Source organism: Kitasatospora sp. NPDC051914, assembly GCF_040680995.1.
In the GTDB taxonomy this organism is placed as follows: domain Bacteria; phylum Actinomycetota; class Actinomycetes; order Streptomycetales; family Streptomycetaceae; genus Kitasatospora.
In genome coordinates this window covers 1-17,504 of record NZ_JBFAXX010000066.1, presented here as the reverse complement: position 1 = coordinate 17,504, position 17,504 = coordinate 1, and the positions used below count along the sequence as shown (strand labels likewise).

Here is a 17,504-nt window from a genome sequence, read left to right as displayed (position 1 = left end):
TAGGCCGGAAGCGCCGCGGAACGGATTTCAGGCGCCGACGCGGAAGCGGACGAAGCGCTTGAGGGCGACGCCGTTCTCCTCGAGGACCTTGGCGACGGTCTTCTTGTTGTCCTTGGCGAACGCCTGCTCCAGAACGGAGTTCTCCTTGACGAAGCCGGTCACGCGGCCCTCGACGATCTTCGGCAGGGCAGCCTCGGGCTTGCCCTCCTCGCGAGCGGTGGCCTCGGCGACGCGGCGCTCGTTCTCGAGGTCCTCGGCCGGGATGTCCTCGCGGGAGAGGTACTTCGGCGCGAAGGCGGCGATGTGCTGCGCGACGTCCTTGGCGACCTCGGCGTTCTCCTTGTCGAGCTCGACGAGGACGCCGATGGTCGGCGGGAGGTCCGGGTCGGACTTGTGCATGTAGACGCCGACGTAGCCGTCGCCGTCGAACTGCGCGAAGCGACGGAAGACGATCTTCTCGCCCAGGGTGGCGTTGGCCTCGTCCACGAACTGCTGGACGGTCTGGCCGGCGGCGATCTCGGAGGCCAGGGCGGCCTCGAGGTCGGCCGGGGAGGTGGCGGCGACGTGCGCGGCGATCGCGTTGGCGACCTCGACGAACTTGCCACCCTTGGCGACGAAGTCGGTCTCGCAGTTCAGCTCGACCAGGACGCCGGCCTTGTTGCCCTCGGCGATCAGCGAGGCGACGGCGCCGTTGGAGGCGTCACGGCCCTCGCGCTTGGCCACGCCCTTCTGGCCCTTGATGCGAAGGAGCTCGACGGCCTTCTGGACGTCACCCTCGGCCTCGTCCAGGGCCTTCTTGCAGTCCATCATGCCGGCGCCGGTGAGCTCACGGAGCTTCTTGACGTCCGCGGCGGTGAAGTTCGCCATGGTGTGATCTCTTCTCACGTCTCGCGTGTCTGCGTGGGGTGGTGCGAGGGCCGGTGGTTCGGCCCCGGCACGGGAGAGAGGGGCACCTACCGGTGTCGTACCCGGCGGGTGCCCCTCACCCTTGGTACGTCAGGCCTGCTCGGCCTCGGCGGCCGGAGCCTCGGCGGCGGGGGCCTCGGCGGCCGGAGCCTCGGCGGCCTTCTGGCCCTCGAGGATGTCCTTCTCCCAGTCGGCCAGCGGCTGGTCGGCGCCCGGCTCGGCCTTCGCGTCGCCCTTGGCGACACCGGCACGGGCCTTCAGGCCCTCGGCGACGGCGTCGGCGATCACACGGGTCAGCAGGGTGACGGAGCGGATCGCGTCGTCGTTGCCCGGGATCTTGTAGTCGACCTCGTCGGGGTCGCAGTTGGTGTCGAGGATGGCGACGACCGGGATGTTGAGCTTCCGGGCCTCGCCGACCGCGATGTGCTCCTTCTTGGTGTCCACGATCCACACGGCGCTCGGAACGCGCTGCATGTCGCGGATACCGCCGAGGGTCTTCTCCAGCTTGTCGTACTCACGCTGGAGGACCAGGAGCTCCTTCTTGGTGAGGCCGGAGCCGGCCACATCCGTGAAGTCGATCTCGCTGAGCTCCTTGAGGCGCTGCAGACGCTTGTAGACGGTCGAGAAGTTGGTCAGCATACCGCCGAGCCAGCGCTGGTTCACGTAGGGCATGCCCACGCGGGTGGCCTGCTCGGCGATGGCCTCCTGGGCCTGCTTCTTGGTGCCGACGAAGAGGATGCTGCCGCCGTGGGCAACGGTCTCCTTGACGAACTCGAAGGCGCGGTCGATGTAGTTCAGCGACTGCAGGAGGTCGATGATGTAGATGCCGTTGCGCTCCGTGAAGATGAAGCGCTTCATCTTCGGGTTCCAACGACGGGTCTGGTGACCGAAGTGGACGCCGCTCTCCAGCAGCTCCCGCATCGTGACGACGGCCATGGCCGTGCTCCTCAGGTTTTGCGCCCGGCGCGCCGCTCCGCGGGGGAGGCGGGGAGCCGAGTCTCTCGGTTGTCTCCGCAGCGGCCGGGTGACCGCCACGCCTGACGCCCCGTACGTGCCAAGCCGCCTCGGCCCGGCGCGGCGATGGCCGCAGCGGGCTCGGCGGACCGAGCGGCACTCGCACCGGAGGAGCCCGGCCGGCCCCTTGCGGGGCGGCCGCTCCACCTGTGGCGGGGCGTGCGAAGTCGACCCGGTGGACCGGGTCGCGTGTGAAGTGTACGGGAAGGCCCGAGTTGCGGGCGACTCCGGCAGGTGCGGGCGGGCCCCGGAACGCGTCCGGGCCCGGAAGCGGGGCGGACCGGGCCGGCCGGGTCGAGGGGGGTCGGGTCGAGGGGGTCGGCGGAGGTGGGGCCCTCGCCGGAGCAGGTGCCGGCGCGGCTTCCGTGGTCGTCGGGTGCCGGCGCGGCGGAGGTGAGCGGTGATCAGTTCGAGGGATCAGTTCAGCAGGGGGTGGCGAAGTGTTCATTCCGGAAGGGGCGCGTGTTGCGCGGTGGTGCGGGGATGTTCACCCGTCCGGGCGACAGCGGTTCTCCACAGGGCCGGGTTGTCCACAAGCCTCGGGGCGGTGCCGGTGCGATGCGTGACAAGGGGCCACGCTGGCCGGCATGAGTCGTTCGTTCTCCTCCGCGGGGCCGTCGCGCCTGCTCCGCCTGCGTCCGCCGTCGCCCCTGCGGCTGTTGTGGTTGTCGGTGGCGCGGTGGTTTCCGATGCCGCGACGGCTCGGCTCTGCCCGGACCGTCCTGCCTCCACCGGCGCCGGACCGGCGGCACTGGCCGGTGATGCTGGCGCTCGTGCTCGCGGCGGTGTTCACCACAGCGCCGCCATCGCCCGGGGCGGGGGCCGCCGACGCTGTCGGGGTGGAGGGAGCGGTGGGGGTGGTCGGTGTCGTGGGGCCGGCCGGTGCGGCACCGGCGCAGAGGGGCGGACGGGTGTGGCCGGTCGGCGGACCTGCCGGGGTGCTGCGCCGGTTCGAGCCGCCGGCTGAACGATGGGCTGCCGGGCACCGCGGTGTCGACCTCGCCGCTGCCGTCGGGACACCCGTACGGGCCGCTGCGCCCGGCGTCGTCTCCTTCTCGGGCACGGTCGCCGGCCACCCGGTGGTGACGGTGACCCACACCGGCTCGGGCGACCCGCCCCTGCGGACGACGTACCTGCCGGTGGAGGGTTCCGCCCCGCTCGGCACGGCCGTGCCGGCGGGCGCGGTCATCGGGACGGTCGCCGACGGCGCACCCCACTGCAGGGCCGGCAGCTGTCTGCACTGGGGACTGCTGCGCGGCCCGCGGTACCTCGACCCGCTCGCCCTGCTCGGCTCCGGTCGGGTCCGCCTGCTGCCGCTCCACGGCCGAGCCGGCCCGGGCGGCACGAGCGGCCCGGCAGGGCGACGGCCGGTGTCGTCCTCGCTGCCCGATCTGCCGTGCCCTCAGGCGGAGCCGGCCAGCCCGTCCAGTGCCAGCGCGACAGCAGCGTCGGCAATTGCCGCCGCCTCGTCCGCCGTGGCCCGCTCGGCCTGCCGGGACGCCGACTCCACCACGCCCTGCAGCAGGACTGCGGCGAGCCGCGGGTTCTCGTGGCCGAGTTTGCGAAGCGCGTCCACGACGAGGGTGATCAGGCCTGCATGCGCTGCCCGGATCCGCTCGCGCGCAGCATCGTCCAGCTCCAGCTCGGAGATGGCGGCAACGGCGACGTGCCGCGGGTCGGCCGCCAGGTGGAGCTGGCCCCTGACGTACGCCTCGAGCCGGTCCCGGGCACTGTCGCACGCCGCCATGCCTGCCTCGATCTCGGCGGCCCAGAGCGGGAGGTCCACCGCGCACAGCTCCTCGACCACAGCCGCACGGGAACGGAAGTACTCGTAGACGGACGACCGGGCCAGACCCGCCCGTGCCGCGATGGCCGAGAAGGTCAGCGCCTCCCGGCCGCCCTCCGCAAGCAGGACGCGAGCGGCATCAAGGAGGGCAGCCCGCTGCAACTGTCGATGCTCGGCCACAGTGGCGGCCCGGATCTTCGGCACGTTCCCTACTTTACGGAGCCTTACAGGTGGAGAAGGTGCCACCACGCATCCCGGCCGCGTGGGCCCTGAGCAGCACTCCGGCCGCATCCCGGTGCGTCAGCGCGCGTCCGACAACTTCGCGCGCAGCTGCAGTACGGACTTGGTGTGGATCTGACTGACCCTGCTCTCCGTGACGCCGAGGACCTGCCCGATCTCGGCGAGCGTGAGGCCCTCGTAGTAGTAGAGCGTCACCACGGTCTTCTCCCGCTCGGGCAGGGTGTTGACGGCGGTGGCGAGCAGCCTGCGGAGTTCGCGGTCCTCGGCGATTTCCACCGGGTTGTCCGCACCCGTGTCCTCCAGGGTGTCCATCAGGGTGAGGGCGTCGCCGCTCTCCCCGATGGGGTGGATCAGCTCGTCGAGGGCCATGACGTTGGCCAGGGAGAGCTGGCTGAAGATGGTGTGCAGCTCTTCCAGCGCGATGCCCATCTCGGCCGCGACCTCGGGGTCGTGCGGTGTCCGGCGGAGCCGGGCCTCCAGGGTCGCGTACGTCCGCTCGACGGTCTTGGCCTTCTGCCGCACCGACCGGGGAATCCAGTCCAGGGCCCGGAGCTCGTCGATGATCGCCCCGCGGATCCGGCTGATCGCGTAGGTCTCGAACTTGATCGCCCGATCGATGTCGAACTTCTCGATCGCGTCGATCAGCCCGAAGACACCGGAGGACACGAAGTCCGCCTGCTCCACGTTGGCCGGGAGACCGACGCCGACCCGGCCGGCCACGTACTTGACCAGCGGCGAATAGTGCAGGATCAGCTGCTCCCGCAGCCGCGGGTCGCCGGACTCCTTGTACGAGCGCCAAAGCATCTCCAACGCGCTGCGCTCGGTGGGCACTTTCGTCCCCCGGCCGGACGACGGCCGCCCGGTCTGCGCGGTCGGTTGCGGCTGCCCGGTTTGCTCGGACTGTTCGGACTGCTCGGACTGCTCGGCGGACGGTGCCGTGGGTGCAGCGGGACGGGCCTGCTGCAGATGCCCTGGCGTCGGGCAGGCGGGTTGCACCTGCCCGGGCTCGGGGTGGGCTCCGGGACGGTCGGGCGGAGCAGCCTGGCGTCCGACCTCCGCCGCGGTCGATCCGTTGCGAGCCGCCTCCTGACCGCACGGCTGGGAGTCCTCCGACTCGCGTGGCGCCACCGGCCGTCCGACGGTCTCCACACCGTCGGGGACGCGTTCGTGCCCGCCGCCGAACGTGGAGGACGGTGGATTCGGCTTCACCGGTGACGGAAGCCTCCGGGGTGTCCCCGGACCGCTGCCTGTCGCACGGCCGGCACCCGACGGCCGAATGCCCGACGGCGGCCGGTCCCCGCCCCCGCTCTGCGAAGCGCTGCGGGCCGGTGGCGGCTGGTCCGCGTGAGCGTGGACACGGCCGTGGGTCGGCTCCGTCTCGTACGACGCCGCACCACGTCGGCCACCTGGATCCGCGCTCCCGGATGCGGGCGTCCTGGCCGCAGGTGCCCCCTCCGCCGGTCCCCCGCCCGGACGACCGCCGATGTGCTCCGCCGAGGGGCGCTCGACCTCGGCCGAGTCGCGCCCGCCGTGCTCGCCGGGATGCCCAGCTGCGCGCCCACCGCCGTACCCGAAGGGCGTCGGGCCGCAGGCAACGGCTTCCGCGGCAGCGAGGTCCGGTGCCGGCCGTGAGTGCGCGGCCGACAGGCCGTACGGCTGCGGAGCCGGCAGGCCCACCAGCGGTCGGGACGCCGTCGGCGAGGCGGGCAGCGCCGAGGCCTGCGCCGTCGGCACACCGGGTACGCCGGACGCCGTGGGGGCCGCCGGAGCGGGCCGCGATGCCGGTTCCGGGGCAGAACCGGCTGCCGGCGACGGTCCGGGTGCCGGCGGGACGACGACGCCCCGGGTCTCCTGCTGGCCGCGGGAGACCTGTCGAGCTGCCGAGCGGGTCGGGTTGGCGGACCGTGAGGGGTTCAACAGCGTCGGCCCCTGCGGTCCGAGGTCCGCTGCGGGACGGGCACCGGCCCCAGCCCTTCCCGCAGACCGGGCGTCACCGGTCACCCTGTGTCCCGGAATGTTTGTGGGCATGCGTTGGTCTGCGCCGTTCTGCCGAGTCATGTGCTGATAGGGAAGCCACAAAGGAGCGTAGCGTGACCGCATCGCTGCGGTGTGCTACCGCCACTCGGTCGTCCCCCGATCCGGTGGCGGACCCGGCGCGTGAACGCGACACGCGCCGGGCCGTCACCGGGTCACCGACGTCTGCGCAGATGACTGCAAATGGCTGTACGCGAGGGGCACGAGGCAGTCAGCGCCGGCGGACGAGCCTCCAGTGGGCGCCGAAGCGTTCGACGTATCCGAGCGACACCAACTCGTACAGGCGCTGCAGCACATCGTCGGGCGGAACTCCGGACTCGCGGGCGAGTCGGTCGACCGGCGCCCCGTCTGCTCCTGCGGGTACGGCCTCCAGCACTCGTGCGACGGCCGGCTCCAGGAGGTCCCGCGGCAGGACGGGGCCCGACCTGGGCGGGGCGAGATCGTCGCCGATGGCGCCGATGAGTTCGGCGATCTCGGCGGCGTCGGTCACCAGGGTCGCTCCACCGCTCCGGATCAGGGCGTGCACCCCGGCGGACAGCTCCGAGGTGACGGGGCCGGCGACCCCCATGGTGTGGCGGTTGAGGTCGCGGGCACGGCGGGCGGTGCTCAGCGCGCCACTGCGCATGGCCGCCTCGACCACGACGGTGCCGCGGGTGAGGGCGGCTATGACGCGGTTCCTCAGGACGAACCGGAAGCGGTTGGGGTGCGTGCCGGGCGGCAGTTCGCTGACCAGCAGGCCCTGCTCGGAGATGCGGCGGATGAGTTCGGCGTTGCCGGGCGGGTAGGCCGTGTCGACCCCGCAGGCCAGCACGCCGATGGTGGCGCCGCCGACTGCGAGCGTGCCGCGGTGCGCGGCGGCGTCGATGCCGTACGCCGCCCCGGAGACCACCACCCAGCCGCGTTCGGCGAGTTGTGCCGCGATCTCGCCGGCGACGTGGGCACCGTAGGCGGTACAGGCCCGGGAGCCGACCAGGGCGACGGATCGCAGGGCGAGAAGGCGGAGCGAGCCGGTGCCGCGGACCCACAGGCCGACGGGGCGCCCGTGACCGAGGTCGTCCAGCTGGCTGGGCCACTCCGGATCGCCCGGAATGATGAACCGTCCGCCGCCGCCCTGGATGCGGCGCAGGTCGGCGATCGGGTCGAGGGACGCACCTCGGGCGCGGTAGTCGGCGATCCGACCCGGGTCGAGGCCGAGAGGCCCCGGGTCCGCGCTGCCTCGGACGGCGTCGACCACGGCGATGGCCCCGAGTTCTGCGAGCCAGCGGCCCATGACGGCGTCGCCGGGCTCGATCAGCCGTGTCAGTGCGGCCCTGGCCAGTCGTTCGGGGGAGGGTGGCGGCGGGCCGCCGGGCGGGGATGGTCGTGCTTGTTCGGACGGCAGGTTGTCCCTGGCCGCGGCCCGCGGTGGGGCCTGCTGCATCGGGGCACCCGCGTCCGATTTGTCGGCCGCGGTCGGGGGCGGTGGTGCGGTGGTTGTGTGGTCCATGGTGGTCCTCCGGTGTGTGGGTGGGCGTGCCGGTCGGCGGGCGCGGCGGTGAGACCGCAGTCGGGCCGCGGAGCCCGTCCGCCGTGCCTGCGGCGGCCGTCAGGGCGGCGCCAAGTGCTGTCACTGCTCGGCACCGATGTCGCTGTCGCTGGTGCCGTCGTTGGTGCCTTCGAAGTCCGGAGCGCGGCGGTGCGGCGGTCGCTCTGCCAGCGGCCCGCGGTGCACGCCGGTCCGTAGGGCCAGGGCCGTGCGGACGTCGGGTCGGCTCGGGCGATCCCGGCCGGAGAGGTCGGCGATCGTCCAGGCCACCCGCAGCACCCGGTCGAGTCCGCGGGCCGTCAGCAGTCCGCGTTCCAGGTCGCGTTCGGCGTCGGTGAGGGCATCGGACTGCAGGCGCCACCGGGTGCGCAGTTCGTGGCCGGGGACCTCGGCATTGGTGCGCCAGGGCGTCTCTGCCAGGCGTACGGCGGCACGCCGCCGTGCCTCCCGCACGCGGGCCGCGACGGTTGCCGTGCTCTCGGCCCTGCTGTCGCGTGCCAGCAGCTCGGCCCGGGAGACCGAGGACACCCGGACTTGGAGGTCGACCCGGTCCAGGAGCGGTCCGGAGAGTCTCGCCTGGTAGCGGTTCACCATGGTCGGCGTGCACTCGCAGCCCTCGCCTCGGATCGAGTGACGGCCGCAGGGACACGGGTTGGCCGCCAGGCACAGGAGGAAGCGCGCAGGCAGACGCATGGAGCCTGCCGACCGGGCGATCATCACCTCCCCCGATTCCAGGGGCTGCCGCAGAGCGTCCAGCACCCGGACGGGGAACTCGGGTGCCTCGTCGAGGAACAGCACGCCGCGGTGCGCGAGCGAGACTGCTCCCGGTCTGGGCATGCCGCTGCCGCCTCCGACGATGGCGGGCATCGTGGTCGAGTGGTGGGGCGCGCAGTAGGGAGGGCTGTCGATGAGCGGCCGGTTGGGCGGCAGGAGGCCTGCGACGGAGTGAACGGCCGTCACCTCCAAGGCCTCGGCCTCGGTCAGTGGCGGGAGCAGTGCCGGCAGCCGTTCGGCCAGCATCGTTTTGCCTGCGCCCGGCGGGCCCTTCAGGTAGAGGTGGTGGCCCCCTGCCGCTGCGATCTCCAGTGCGTGGCGGGCCTCGTACTGCCCTGCCACGTCGGCGAGGTCGGGCCGAATCACATGCGCGGAAGCCACATCCCGTACGCCGATACCGGGCAGCAGCAGGCCTGCCAGGAGCGGGTCCGGGCGGCCGACCAGGGTTTCCGGGGCTTCCTCCGGCGGCGGTGCGTCGGTCAGCAGGGCGATCAGCTGGCGAAGGCTGCGAACGCCCATCACGGACACCCCGGGCACGAGGGAGGCTTCCGCCGCGGTCTGTTCGGCGACCACGACCTGGCGGTATCCGGCGTCGGCTGCCGCCAGCACCGAGGGAAGGACACCCCTGACGGGCCGTACCCGGCCGTCCAGGCCGAGTTCTCCGATGATGAGGAGGCCTGCGATCACAGAGGGGTCCAGTCGGTCTGCGGCTGCCAGGACCGCACAGGCGACCGCAAGATCGAAACCACTGCCGCTCTTCGGGACGGACGCCGGGCTGAGGCCGACGGTGAGCTTGCGCTGGGGCCAGGTCTCGCCGCTGTTGACGACGGCGGCACGGACGCGGTCCCGGGCCTCGGACAGTGCCTTGTCGGGGAGGCCGACCAGGGTGAATGCGGCCAAGCCGGGTTCGAGATCGGCCTGGACCTCGACCACGACACCGTCGACTCCGACGAGCGCGACCGAGCAGGTGCGGGCGAAGGCCATGTCAGACCGCCCCTCGGACGTGCTCGACCTGGGCCGCGCCCTTGAGGCGGTTGATCACTGCCACCAGGTCGATGCGGACACCGCCGGGCGGCGGTGGCGCCGGCACTGTGGCGAGGGCGGTCACTCCCCCGGCCGCGGCGATCGATTTCGCCTCCGGCTTCCTGGCGACCCGTTTCCTGGCGGCCTTCTTCGGCGCGGAGCCGGCGGCGGTCTCGCCCGATGTGGGGGACGACGCCCCAGCCCGTCCCTCGATCGCCGGCTCCGCCGTCGGAGCCGACACCTCCTGCCGGTCCGGCTGGGACGACGGGCCCGGCGGGACGGCCGATCCGTCGGCGTGCGGCCGGGGCGTCACGCGTTCGGCGAGGAGCTCGAAGTGGGTCGGCCAGCGTTCGGCCAGCCAGCGCTCCGCGAGCCTGCGCAGCCGTTCTGCCTTCGTCCGATCAATGCCCTCGGTGGGCTGCTGGAATGCGTGCTCCGACCGGGTCTTCACCTCGCAGATCGCAAGGGTGTCCCCGTCGAGCGCCACGATGTCGAGCTCACCCTCGGCGCACCGCCAGTTGCGCTCCAGGATGTGCAGGCCGTCGTGCGCGAGCCTGCGGGCGGCCACCTCTTCGCCGTATCGGCCGAGACCGTTGTTGGGACTCTGCACCGCTATCACCTCCGAGGACGGAGGTTGCCGCGGTCCCGCGGTTCGGGTCGGCACTGCGCCTCAACCTGTGGACAACCCGGGCCTGTGGATAACTCGGGTCCCTCTCAGGGGTGACTCTGCGGGGGCTGCTCTGGACATGGGGAAAACGGCGCCCCCATGCTCGGTGCACCGGAAAGGACACCGACGGTCGAATGCCGGCGGTCAGCGATCAGCGGTCGGCAGTCGGTTGCCGACGGTCGACGGTCAGTTGCCGAACGAGGCGTCGTCGGAGGGCAGCTCCAGGTCGCTCTTCGCCAGCTCCTCGATGTTGACGTCCTTGAAGGTCAGGACCCGCACCTTGCGGACGAACCTGGCCGGCCGGTACATGTCCCAGACCCACGCATCCGCCATCGACACCTCGAAGAACACTTCGCCCTGCACCGAGTGGACCTGCAGGTCGTAGTCGTTCGTGAGGTAGAACCGCCGCTCGGTCTCGATCACGAATTTGAAGAGCCCGACGACGTCCCGGTACTCCCGGTAGAGCTTGAGCTCCATCTCGGTCTCGTACTTCTCGAGGTCTTCGGCACTCATCCAGGCGTCCCCTCACTCGTCACGTCCACCCCATTGTGGACCACCGCACCCGCACTCAAAGCCGTACCGGCGGGACTGGCGGGCCATCCGTGACCAGCTGTTCGACCAGCTCGGTCAGGCCTGCCGGATAGACCGTCTCCGGGGTGTCCCGCAGCTCGCCGACCGTCCACCAGCGGACGGCCAGTAGCCGGGCGTGCTCGTCGCTGCCGGGGGCGGCGAGCCGAATGTCCCTGGTCCCGGTCCGCGCCAGATGGAACCACTGCTCCTGTTCGTACGCCTGCCCCTGAAAGGAGAACGACACCGTGCCGTACGCCACCACGGGGCCCAGCTCCACGTCGGCCAGCCCGATCTCTTCCCCGAGTTCGCGCAGGGCGGCCTCGCGCGCGCCCTCTCCGGGCTCCAGTCCGCCTCCCGGGGTGATCCACCAGGTGGTCTCCGGTACCGCAGGATCGAGCCCCCGTAGGAGCAGCACCCGGTCGTCCGGATCGAGGAGCAGCACGCGCACGGCACGGCGGCGTCGAGCAGCCAGCCCGCTCACCTCCTTCTGCGGAGCGGCCCGGTCGCGGCAGCCGGAGCGGCAGCAGGCGTACGGCGGGTCATCCGCGCCGACGCCGCTGCACCCAGTGCCCGAAGGACACCACCCACCCGGCGGCACCGGCCAGCAGGACGAGCGCACCGCCGCCGACCGCGGCATAGGAGGCCGGCACGAGCAGGCCGTGCTCCGATGTCTTCGGTCCCTTCACGGCGTCGAAGGCCGTTGTCCGGGGCAGCGCCATGATCCGGGCCGACGGCCAGGCGATGCCTTCCACCCGGGCGACGACGTCGGACGCGGCCACGGTACCGCTCGCCACATCCAGGTGGGCGCGCGAGTCGAGCGAGTTGGAGCGGGAGTCGCCGAGCAGGAAGATCCGCCCCTCGGGGACGGTGGTGCTGAAGGCAGCACCGGGGCCGATCCGCTCGTCGGCGTAGGCCTCGTCGACCGGCACGCCGTTGACGGTGAGGTGTCCGCCGGCGTCGCAGCAGGCGACGGTGTCGCCGCCGACGGCAACGACCCGCTTGACCATCGTCGCACCGCCCCAGAGCGGCTCGCTGAAGACGACGACGTCACCACGGCCGACCGACGCGCCGTCGGTCTTCCGGGCGAGCACGGTGTCCCCGGTCTGGAGCGTCGGCGACATGGAGGTGGTGGGGATGCGGTAGGGCCGGTACTGCAGGGCGATCAGACCGAAGCCGCCGACCAGCATGGCGAAGCCGACGGCGATGGCTACGCCCTGAAGCGCGGAGGCAATGTTCCGCCGGGGCTTTCGGGCCGCCGGGGTGGCGACCGGACGCTCCGTGACACTGCTCATCGCGGTCGCACCTTCCTGGCCGGGACGCGCCGTCTCGGCTCGCCCTCTTGCGGTCCGCGCCTGCGGTACGGGCACTGCGCCGGGCTCCGAGGAACCGGCGAGCCGCGGCACGTCCGAGCAGATTACTCGTCGGTACCGCGGCTCGCGCAAGAGTCGGTGGCGGATCGGCTGTCGGCCGTTCCCCGGTCCGTCCGCTCAGGGGCGGCGCCGGCGGAGCCACCAGACGGCCGGCAGCACGGCGGCCGCGCCTGCCATCGGCGGGGCGAGGGGCGCCGCGGCGGAGAGGCCCTTCTGGTCGAAGGTGTCCGGCACGGGCAGGGTGGCCCAGTCCCCGATCGGCCAGGCGACGACGAACGCACGGCCGACGACGTTGTCCACCGGAACGGTGCCGCCGCCGGGCTGGTCCTGGTGGTAGCGGGAGTCGAGCGAGTCGCCGCGGTGGTCGCCCATGACCCAGATCCGGCCGTCGGGGACCTTCACCGGCCCGAACGGCTTCTCGCCGCAGGGGGTGTTGCCGGGGTAGAGGTAGGGCTCGTCCAGTGCGATGCCGTTGACCTTGACCGGGCCGCTGCCCTGGCACTCGACGGTGTCGCCGCCGACCGCGATCACCCGCTTGATCAGGTCCTTCTCGTTGGAGGAGGGCATCAGGCCGATGAAGCTGAAGACGTTCTGGATGCCCCGGACGAAGGCATTGCTGTTCTGCTGGGTCGGCTCGTCGTTCAGCCAGCCGCCCGGGTCGTGGAAGACGACGACCTCGCCGCGCTCCGGCTCCGCACCGAACCAGGGGGTGAGCTTGTCGACCAGGACGCGGTCGCCGATCTTGAGCGTCTGCTCCATCGAGCCCGACGGGATCGAGAAGGCCTGCACGAAGAAGGTCTTGATCACCAGCGCCAGGATCAGCGCGATGCCGATCAGGATCGGCAGTTCCTTCCAGAACGACCGCTGCTTCTGCGGTCGCGAACCGCGCTCGTCGGAGCCGTCCTGTGCGGTGTCGTTGTCCTCCGCCGCCTCACTCACCACGTCCTCCGAGTCGTTCGGGGCACCGACGGGGCGACCGTCGGCGGCGACCGCCGCGCCGGCGCCTGCCGGTCCCGCGGTCTGTGCGGACTGGGCCGACCGGACCGCACGGCCCCCCGCGCCATCGGGCTCCGGGGCGCCCGAGCGGGCACCGACCACCAGATCCCCCACGACATCTCCTCCCTGCTGTGCGGACGCCCATGCGCCCGCGCTCACAGTGCCGCACAGCGGGCACCACGCTCCGTAACCGACCGTCGGCCCGCATCAGGCCTGCCCGCGAAGGCCCTGCCTGACACCGATGACGACCCGGGAACCCCGGAAGGCCACGAGACCGTGCGCCGAGCATTCCAGCACTTCTCTATCACTCCCGATCGGCCCAGCCGCGCTCCCACACGGCCGGCCCCACCATCAACCGGAGCGGTGCATGCGCCGCGACCCGGCCGACCTCCGCCTGACGGCGAACGGAAGGACGCCCAACACACCCATAACGAGCGAGGGTTCCGCAGGAGTCGGCGGCAGGCCCACCAATCCGGTGGGCGCCGGGAGCGCCGTCGCCGAAACCGGGGCGACCACACCGGTCGACCGCGCCTGGATCGAGGAGAGTGACTGTGGCACGTCGAGTTGACTGAGCCTGGGCAGCGGCCAGGCGATGAGGACGGCACGGCCGACCACGTTCTTGACCGGGATGGTGCCGCCGCCGGGATTGCCCATGTGGAAGCGGGAGTCCGCCGACAGGTCCCGGTGGTCGCCCATCACCCACAGCCTGCCGGCCGGTACGTTCACCTTGAACGGCTGGCGGGAGGGGACGTTGCCGGGCGCGAGGTAGGGCTCGTCCACGGGGGTGCCGTTGACGCTCACCCGGCCCTTCGCGTCGCAGCACTCCACGGTGTCGCCGGCGACGCCGATGACCCGCTTGATGAGGTCGTGCTCGTTGTCGGACGGCAGCAGGCCGACCGAGGAGAACGCGTGCTTGACCTGCCGCAGCACCGGCCCGTCGGTGGACGTGGTGCGGTCGGTTTCCAGCCACCCGCCCGGGTCGCGGAAGACGACGACCTCACCCCGGCCGGGCTCGTTGCCGAACCACGGCGTCAGCTTGTCCACGAGGACGCGGTCACCGATCTGGATCGTCTCCTCCATCGACCCCGAAGGGATGACGAAGACCTGGACGAAGAACGTCTTCAGCACCAGGGCGATCACCAGCGCGACGACCACCACCAGCGGTATCTCGCGCAGCAGCGAGCGCCGGCGGCGGCGGGCAGCCCGCTGGGCCGTCCTGCGGCGTTCGGCCCGGCCGCGTATCGGTGCGGACGCACCGGCCTCCTGCGGGGCCGCCTCGACCGTCCTGCCCCTACCTCGGGTGCCCATGGCCACCAGTCCCCCCTGTTGCGGCGAACGCCTCCGGCCGGTCGAGCGATGTCCAGCGGTCGAAGGGGAAGACCACCCAGTCGGCTCGGCCGATCACCCGGGACTCGGGCACGAAGCCGCCGCCGGGCTCGCCGAGGTGGTCGCGGGAGTCGCGGGAGTCGCTGCGGTGGTCGCCCATCACCCAGAGCTTGCCGGCCGGGACCACCACGTCGAAGGCCACCTTCGACGGGGCGTCGCCCGCAGCCAGGTAGGCGCTCTCGTCGATCGGCACCCCGTTCACCCGCAGCCGGCCGTCCGACCCGCAGCAGGTCACCCTGTCACCGCCCACGCCGATCACCCGCTTCACGAAGACCGTGTCACTGCCGGGGTCCAGCCCCAGGCGGTCCAGCATCTTCTGTCCCGCGGTGGGCTCGGCCGCGTACGGCAGGAAGGAGCCGGTCCCGTCGAAGACCACGACGTCGCCGCGCTGGACGTGGCCGCCGAACGCGTACGCCAACTCATTGGCCACGACACGGTCGCCGGGTCGCAGGGTGTTCTCCATCGACGCGGAAGGCACGGCGAAGGGACGGGCGACGAAGGTGTTCACCACGACCAGGAGGAGCAGGCACGTGCCGCCGATCAGCGCCAGGTCGCGCACCCACCCGGCCCCGCGGCCGGAGTCGTCGCCAGCAGCGGCAGTGGCCCCAGCGGCGTCACTGGCGTCGCCGCCGGCTCCCGTAACGTCCTCGCCGGCATCGCCGGCATCGCCGGCATCCGGGGCTCCCGCTGCAGCGGATTCCGCGGCCTGCGTACCAGCGGAAACGACCACGGACCACGACGGCGAGTCCGCACCGGCAGGTGCGGACCTTCCGTCGTGGTCCGTGGAAGGTTCGAACGTGGTCATCGGGCTGAGCTTATCCCCAAGGCCTGAAAGGCCAAGGCCTTCAGCCCCGAAGGGCGGGCTCGACCCGAGACTCCGTGCCCCGGCGAGCCGGGGCAGCGGATCAGTTCTCGCGCTTCTCCTTGATCTTCGCGGCCTTGCCGCGCAGGTCACGGAGGTAGTACAGCTTGGCGCGGCGAACGGCACCGCGGGTCACGACCTCGATCTTCTCGACGACCGGGGTGTGCACCGGGAAGGTGCGCTCCACACCGACGTTGAAGCTCACCTTGCGAACGGTGAAGGTCTCACCGACGCCGGAGCCCTGGCGGCGGATGACGACGCCCTGGAAGACCTGAACGCGGGAGCGGTTGCCCTCGATGACCCGGACGTGAACCTTGAGGGTGTCACCCGGGCGGAAGGACGGGATGTCGGAACGCAGCGAGGCCGCGTCGACAGCAGCGAGCTTGTTGCTCATGGTGCTCTCCATCGCAGACGCCACAGGCCGTCCACGGAAGTTCGTGAGAAATGATGGTGCTGCGGGCCGCATCGGCTGGCGACGAACCCCCTGTGGCGGGCGCATCGGGCCACGTAGCGGCCCCGAGGGGACGCCCAGCGACAGACAGCAGTCGCCTATTCTTCCACAGCCTCCGGCACCGGCCGAAATCGGCCTTCCGCCTCGTCCCAGACCAGGCCCAGCCGGCTGAGCGCTTCGCGCTCCTTCTTGTCGAAGGAGCCGAGCTGCCAGCGGGCGACCAGGTCCGGCCGGTTGGCCAGCGTGCGGGCGAAGGCCTCCTCGCGCCGCCAGCGGGCGATCTTGCCGTGGTGGCCGCTGAGCAGGATCTCCGGCACCTCGCGGCCGCGCCACTCGGCGGGCTTGGTGTAGACGGGGCCTTCGAGCAGGTCGGCCATGGCCCCGGGGGCGAACGAGTCGTCCCGGTGCGACTCGGCGTTGCCGAGGACGCCGGGCAGCAGCCGGGCGATGGCCTCGACCATCACCAGGACGGCGACCTCACCGCCGGCCAGGACGTAGTCGCCGATCGACGCCTCCACCACCGGCATCCGGGTGGCGGCCTCCTCGATCACCCGGCGGTCGATGCCCTCGTACCGGGCGGGCGCGAAGGCCAGCCACGGGCGTGCGGCCAGTTCCTGGGCGAGCTCCTGGGTGAACGGGCGGCCGCTGGGCGTCGGGACGACCAGTGTCGGCACCTCGCCCTCCGGCCCCTGGGCGAGCACCGCGTCGAGGGCGGCGCCCCACGGCTCGGGCTTCATCACCATGCCGGGCCCGCCGCCGTACGGGGTGTCGTCGACCGTCCGGTGCACGTCGGTGGTCCAGCTGCGGAGGTCGTGCAGGTGCACGTCGAGCTGGCCGCGGGCCCGGGCCTTGCCGACCAGGGAGACGTTCAGCGGCTCCAGGTACTCCGGGAAGATCGTGACGACGTCGATCCGCATCTCGCTCACGCCCGGGCACCGCCCGACGAATCCTCGCCGGCACCGGCGTCACGGCCGGCGGCATCGGCCGCCCCGCCGTCCGCGGCGTCGCCGGTCGTCCCGGTCTCGCCGCCCTCCGCGGTGTCCGACTCTGACTCCAGCGGCTCGATCAGACCGGGCGGCGGCGTGATCACCGCGCGCTGGTTCTCCAGATCGATGGTGGGGACGATCTGCTCGACGAAAGGCACCAGCACCTCGGTGCCATCGGGCCTGGTGACGGTCAGGAGGTCCTGGTACGGCAGGTGGACGAGCTCGGTCAGCTCGCCGACGAGGGTGCCGTCGAGAAGGACGACGTCGAGACCGATCAGCTGGTGGTCGTAGTACTCGTCCGGGTCCTCCGGGGTCTCCTCCGGGTCGACCTCGGCGATCAGCATGGTGCCGCGCAGGGCCTCGGCGCCGTTGCGGTCCTTGACGCCCGCGAATCGGAGCAGCAGCCGACCGCTGTGCACGCGGCCAGACTCGACCGTCAGCGGGCCGGCGGAGGCGGGGTCCGTGAGCAGGACCGCGCCCGGGCCGAGCCGGAGTTCGGGTTCGTCGGTGCGGACTTCGACACTGACGTCGCCCCTGATGCCGTGGGCACGGCCGATCCGACCGACGACGAGCTGCACGGTGATCGTTCTCCTGGTGTCGCCGCGCCCCGGGCGCGGTCCTGGCTCTGGCTGGCTGATTCTGAATGGCGGCGCGGATGCCCCGACGCGGATGCTCCGGCGCGGACGCCCGGGCGCGGCTGCCGTACACAACGGGCACCGCCGCACGCCGCGAAGTTGCCCGCGCGGCACACCCTCGGGCCTCAAGCTCCGCGCAAGACGCGCCCGCGGACGCGGAACGGAAGGGCCCGGCGGACGGCGGTCCGGCGCGGGCCGGGAACGCCAGAAGGGCCGACCGGGGCGGCGGGGGGCCCCCGGGGCCCCCCGGTCCCTTCGTAAAAATTAAGGCTGCCCCGG

At 72.2% G+C, this 17,504-nt stretch carries 16 protein-coding genes and 1 pseudogene; 1 reads left to right on the top strand and 16 read right to left on the bottom strand.

The window, feature by feature from the left end:
* Nucleotides 1-27 precede the first annotated feature (27 nt).
* Both tsf and rpsB read right to left on the bottom strand, forming a co-directional pair.
* On the bottom strand, nucleotides 28-867 hold the full coding sequence (gene tsf, locus AB0M03_RS32530; protein ID WP_263103491.1) for a translation elongation factor Ts: 840 nt from the start codon (nucleotides 865-867) through the stop codon (nucleotides 28-30).
* 129 nt (nucleotides 868-996) lie between these two features.
* Nucleotides 997-1,842, bottom strand: a complete 846-nt coding sequence (rpsB, locus tag AB0M03_RS32525) for a 30S ribosomal protein S2 (protein WP_363498241.1) — start codon at nucleotides 1,840-1,842, stop codon at nucleotides 997-999.
* A 665-nt stretch (nucleotides 1,843-2,507) separates the two neighbouring features.
* Here rpsB and AB0M03_RS32520 point away from each other — a divergent pair.
* A pseudogene (locus tag AB0M03_RS32520) lies at nucleotides 2,508-3,185 on the top strand (M23 family metallopeptidase); the annotation flags it as partial.
* Between the two features lie 137 nt (nucleotides 3,186-3,322).
* On the opposite strand, the gene AB0M03_RS32515 reads toward AB0M03_RS32520, so the two are convergent.
* From AB0M03_RS32515 to rimM, 14 genes are all read right to left on the bottom strand, one after another.
* Nucleotides 3,323-3,886, bottom strand: a complete 564-nt coding sequence (locus AB0M03_RS32515) for a helix-turn-helix domain-containing protein (protein WP_363498301.1) — start codon at nucleotides 3,884-3,886, stop codon at nucleotides 3,323-3,325.
* Between the two features lie 120 nt (nucleotides 3,887-4,006).
* Nucleotides 4,007-4,777: an RNA polymerase sigma factor WhiG gene (gene whiG, locus AB0M03_RS32510; RefSeq protein WP_363498238.1), complete on the bottom strand. Its 771-nt coding sequence runs from the start codon at nucleotides 4,775-4,777 to the stop codon at nucleotides 4,007-4,009.
* A 1,414-nt stretch (nucleotides 4,778-6,191) separates the two neighbouring features.
* A complete protein-coding gene (gene dprA / locus AB0M03_RS32505; RefSeq protein ID WP_363498235.1) occupies nucleotides 6,192-7,466 on the bottom strand; it encodes a DNA-processing protein DprA in 1,275 nt (424 codons plus the stop codon).
* Between the two features lie 120 nt (nucleotides 7,467-7,586).
* Nucleotides 7,587-9,263 carry a YifB family Mg chelatase-like AAA ATPase gene (locus AB0M03_RS32500; protein ID WP_363498232.1) on the bottom strand — a complete coding sequence of 559 codons (1,677 nt, stop codon included), beginning with the start codon at nucleotides 9,261-9,263 and terminating at the stop codon, nucleotides 7,587-7,589.
* Between the two features lies 1 nt (nucleotide 9,264).
* Nucleotides 9,265-9,912, bottom strand: a complete 648-nt coding sequence (locus AB0M03_RS32495) for a YraN family protein (RefSeq protein WP_363498229.1) — start codon at nucleotides 9,910-9,912, stop codon at nucleotides 9,265-9,267.
* Nucleotides 9,913-10,155: 243 nt separating this feature from the next.
* Nucleotides 10,156-10,482: a DUF2469 domain-containing protein gene (locus tag AB0M03_RS32490; protein ID WP_030275680.1), complete on the bottom strand. Its 327-nt coding sequence runs from the start codon at nucleotides 10,480-10,482 to the stop codon at nucleotides 10,156-10,158.
* Between the two features lie 55 nt (nucleotides 10,483-10,537).
* Nucleotides 10,538-10,987 (bottom strand): NUDIX domain-containing protein, encoded by a 450-nt coding sequence (locus tag AB0M03_RS32485; protein ID WP_363498226.1) that lies wholly within the window; start codon nucleotides 10,985-10,987, stop codon nucleotides 10,538-10,540.
* Nucleotides 10,988-11,078: 91 nt separating this feature from the next.
* Entirely contained in the window at nucleotides 11,079-11,831 is a 753-nt protein-coding gene (gene lepB / locus AB0M03_RS32480; RefSeq protein ID WP_363498223.1) for a signal peptidase I, read from the bottom strand.
* Nucleotides 11,832-12,026: 195 nt separating this feature from the next.
* Nucleotides 12,027-13,019 carry a signal peptidase I gene (gene lepB / locus AB0M03_RS32475; protein WP_363498220.1) on the bottom strand — a complete coding sequence of 331 codons (993 nt, stop codon included), beginning with the start codon at nucleotides 13,017-13,019 and terminating at the stop codon, nucleotides 12,027-12,029.
* Nucleotides 13,020-13,256: 237 nt separating this feature from the next.
* Nucleotides 13,257-14,213, bottom strand: coding sequence for a signal peptidase I (lepB, locus tag AB0M03_RS32470; RefSeq protein ID WP_363498217.1), 957 nt, complete (start codon nucleotides 14,211-14,213; stop codon nucleotides 13,257-13,259).
* Nucleotides 14,197-14,850 (bottom strand): signal peptidase I, encoded by a 654-nt coding sequence (gene lepB / locus AB0M03_RS32465; protein ID WP_363498214.1) that lies wholly within the window; start codon nucleotides 14,848-14,850, stop codon nucleotides 14,197-14,199. Before lepB (AB0M03_RS32465) ends, lepB (AB0M03_RS32470) begins: the two co-directional genes overlap by 17 nt.
* 346 nt (nucleotides 14,851-15,196) lie before the next feature.
* Nucleotides 15,197-15,547 carry a 50S ribosomal protein L19 gene (gene rplS, locus AB0M03_RS32460; RefSeq protein ID WP_363498211.1) on the bottom strand — a complete coding sequence of 117 codons (351 nt, stop codon included), beginning with the start codon at nucleotides 15,545-15,547 and terminating at the stop codon, nucleotides 15,197-15,199.
* Between the two features lie 155 nt (nucleotides 15,548-15,702).
* Complete coding sequence (gene trmD, locus AB0M03_RS32455; RefSeq protein WP_363498299.1) at nucleotides 15,703-16,521, bottom strand: tRNA (guanosine(37)-N1)-methyltransferase TrmD; 819 nt, start codon at nucleotides 16,519-16,521, stop codon at nucleotides 15,703-15,705.
* 5 nt (nucleotides 16,522-16,526) lie between these two features.
* Complete coding sequence (rimM, locus tag AB0M03_RS32450; RefSeq protein WP_363498208.1) at nucleotides 16,527-17,168, bottom strand: ribosome maturation factor RimM; 642 nt, start codon at nucleotides 17,166-17,168, stop codon at nucleotides 16,527-16,529.
* Nucleotides 17,169-17,504 lie beyond the last annotated feature (336 nt).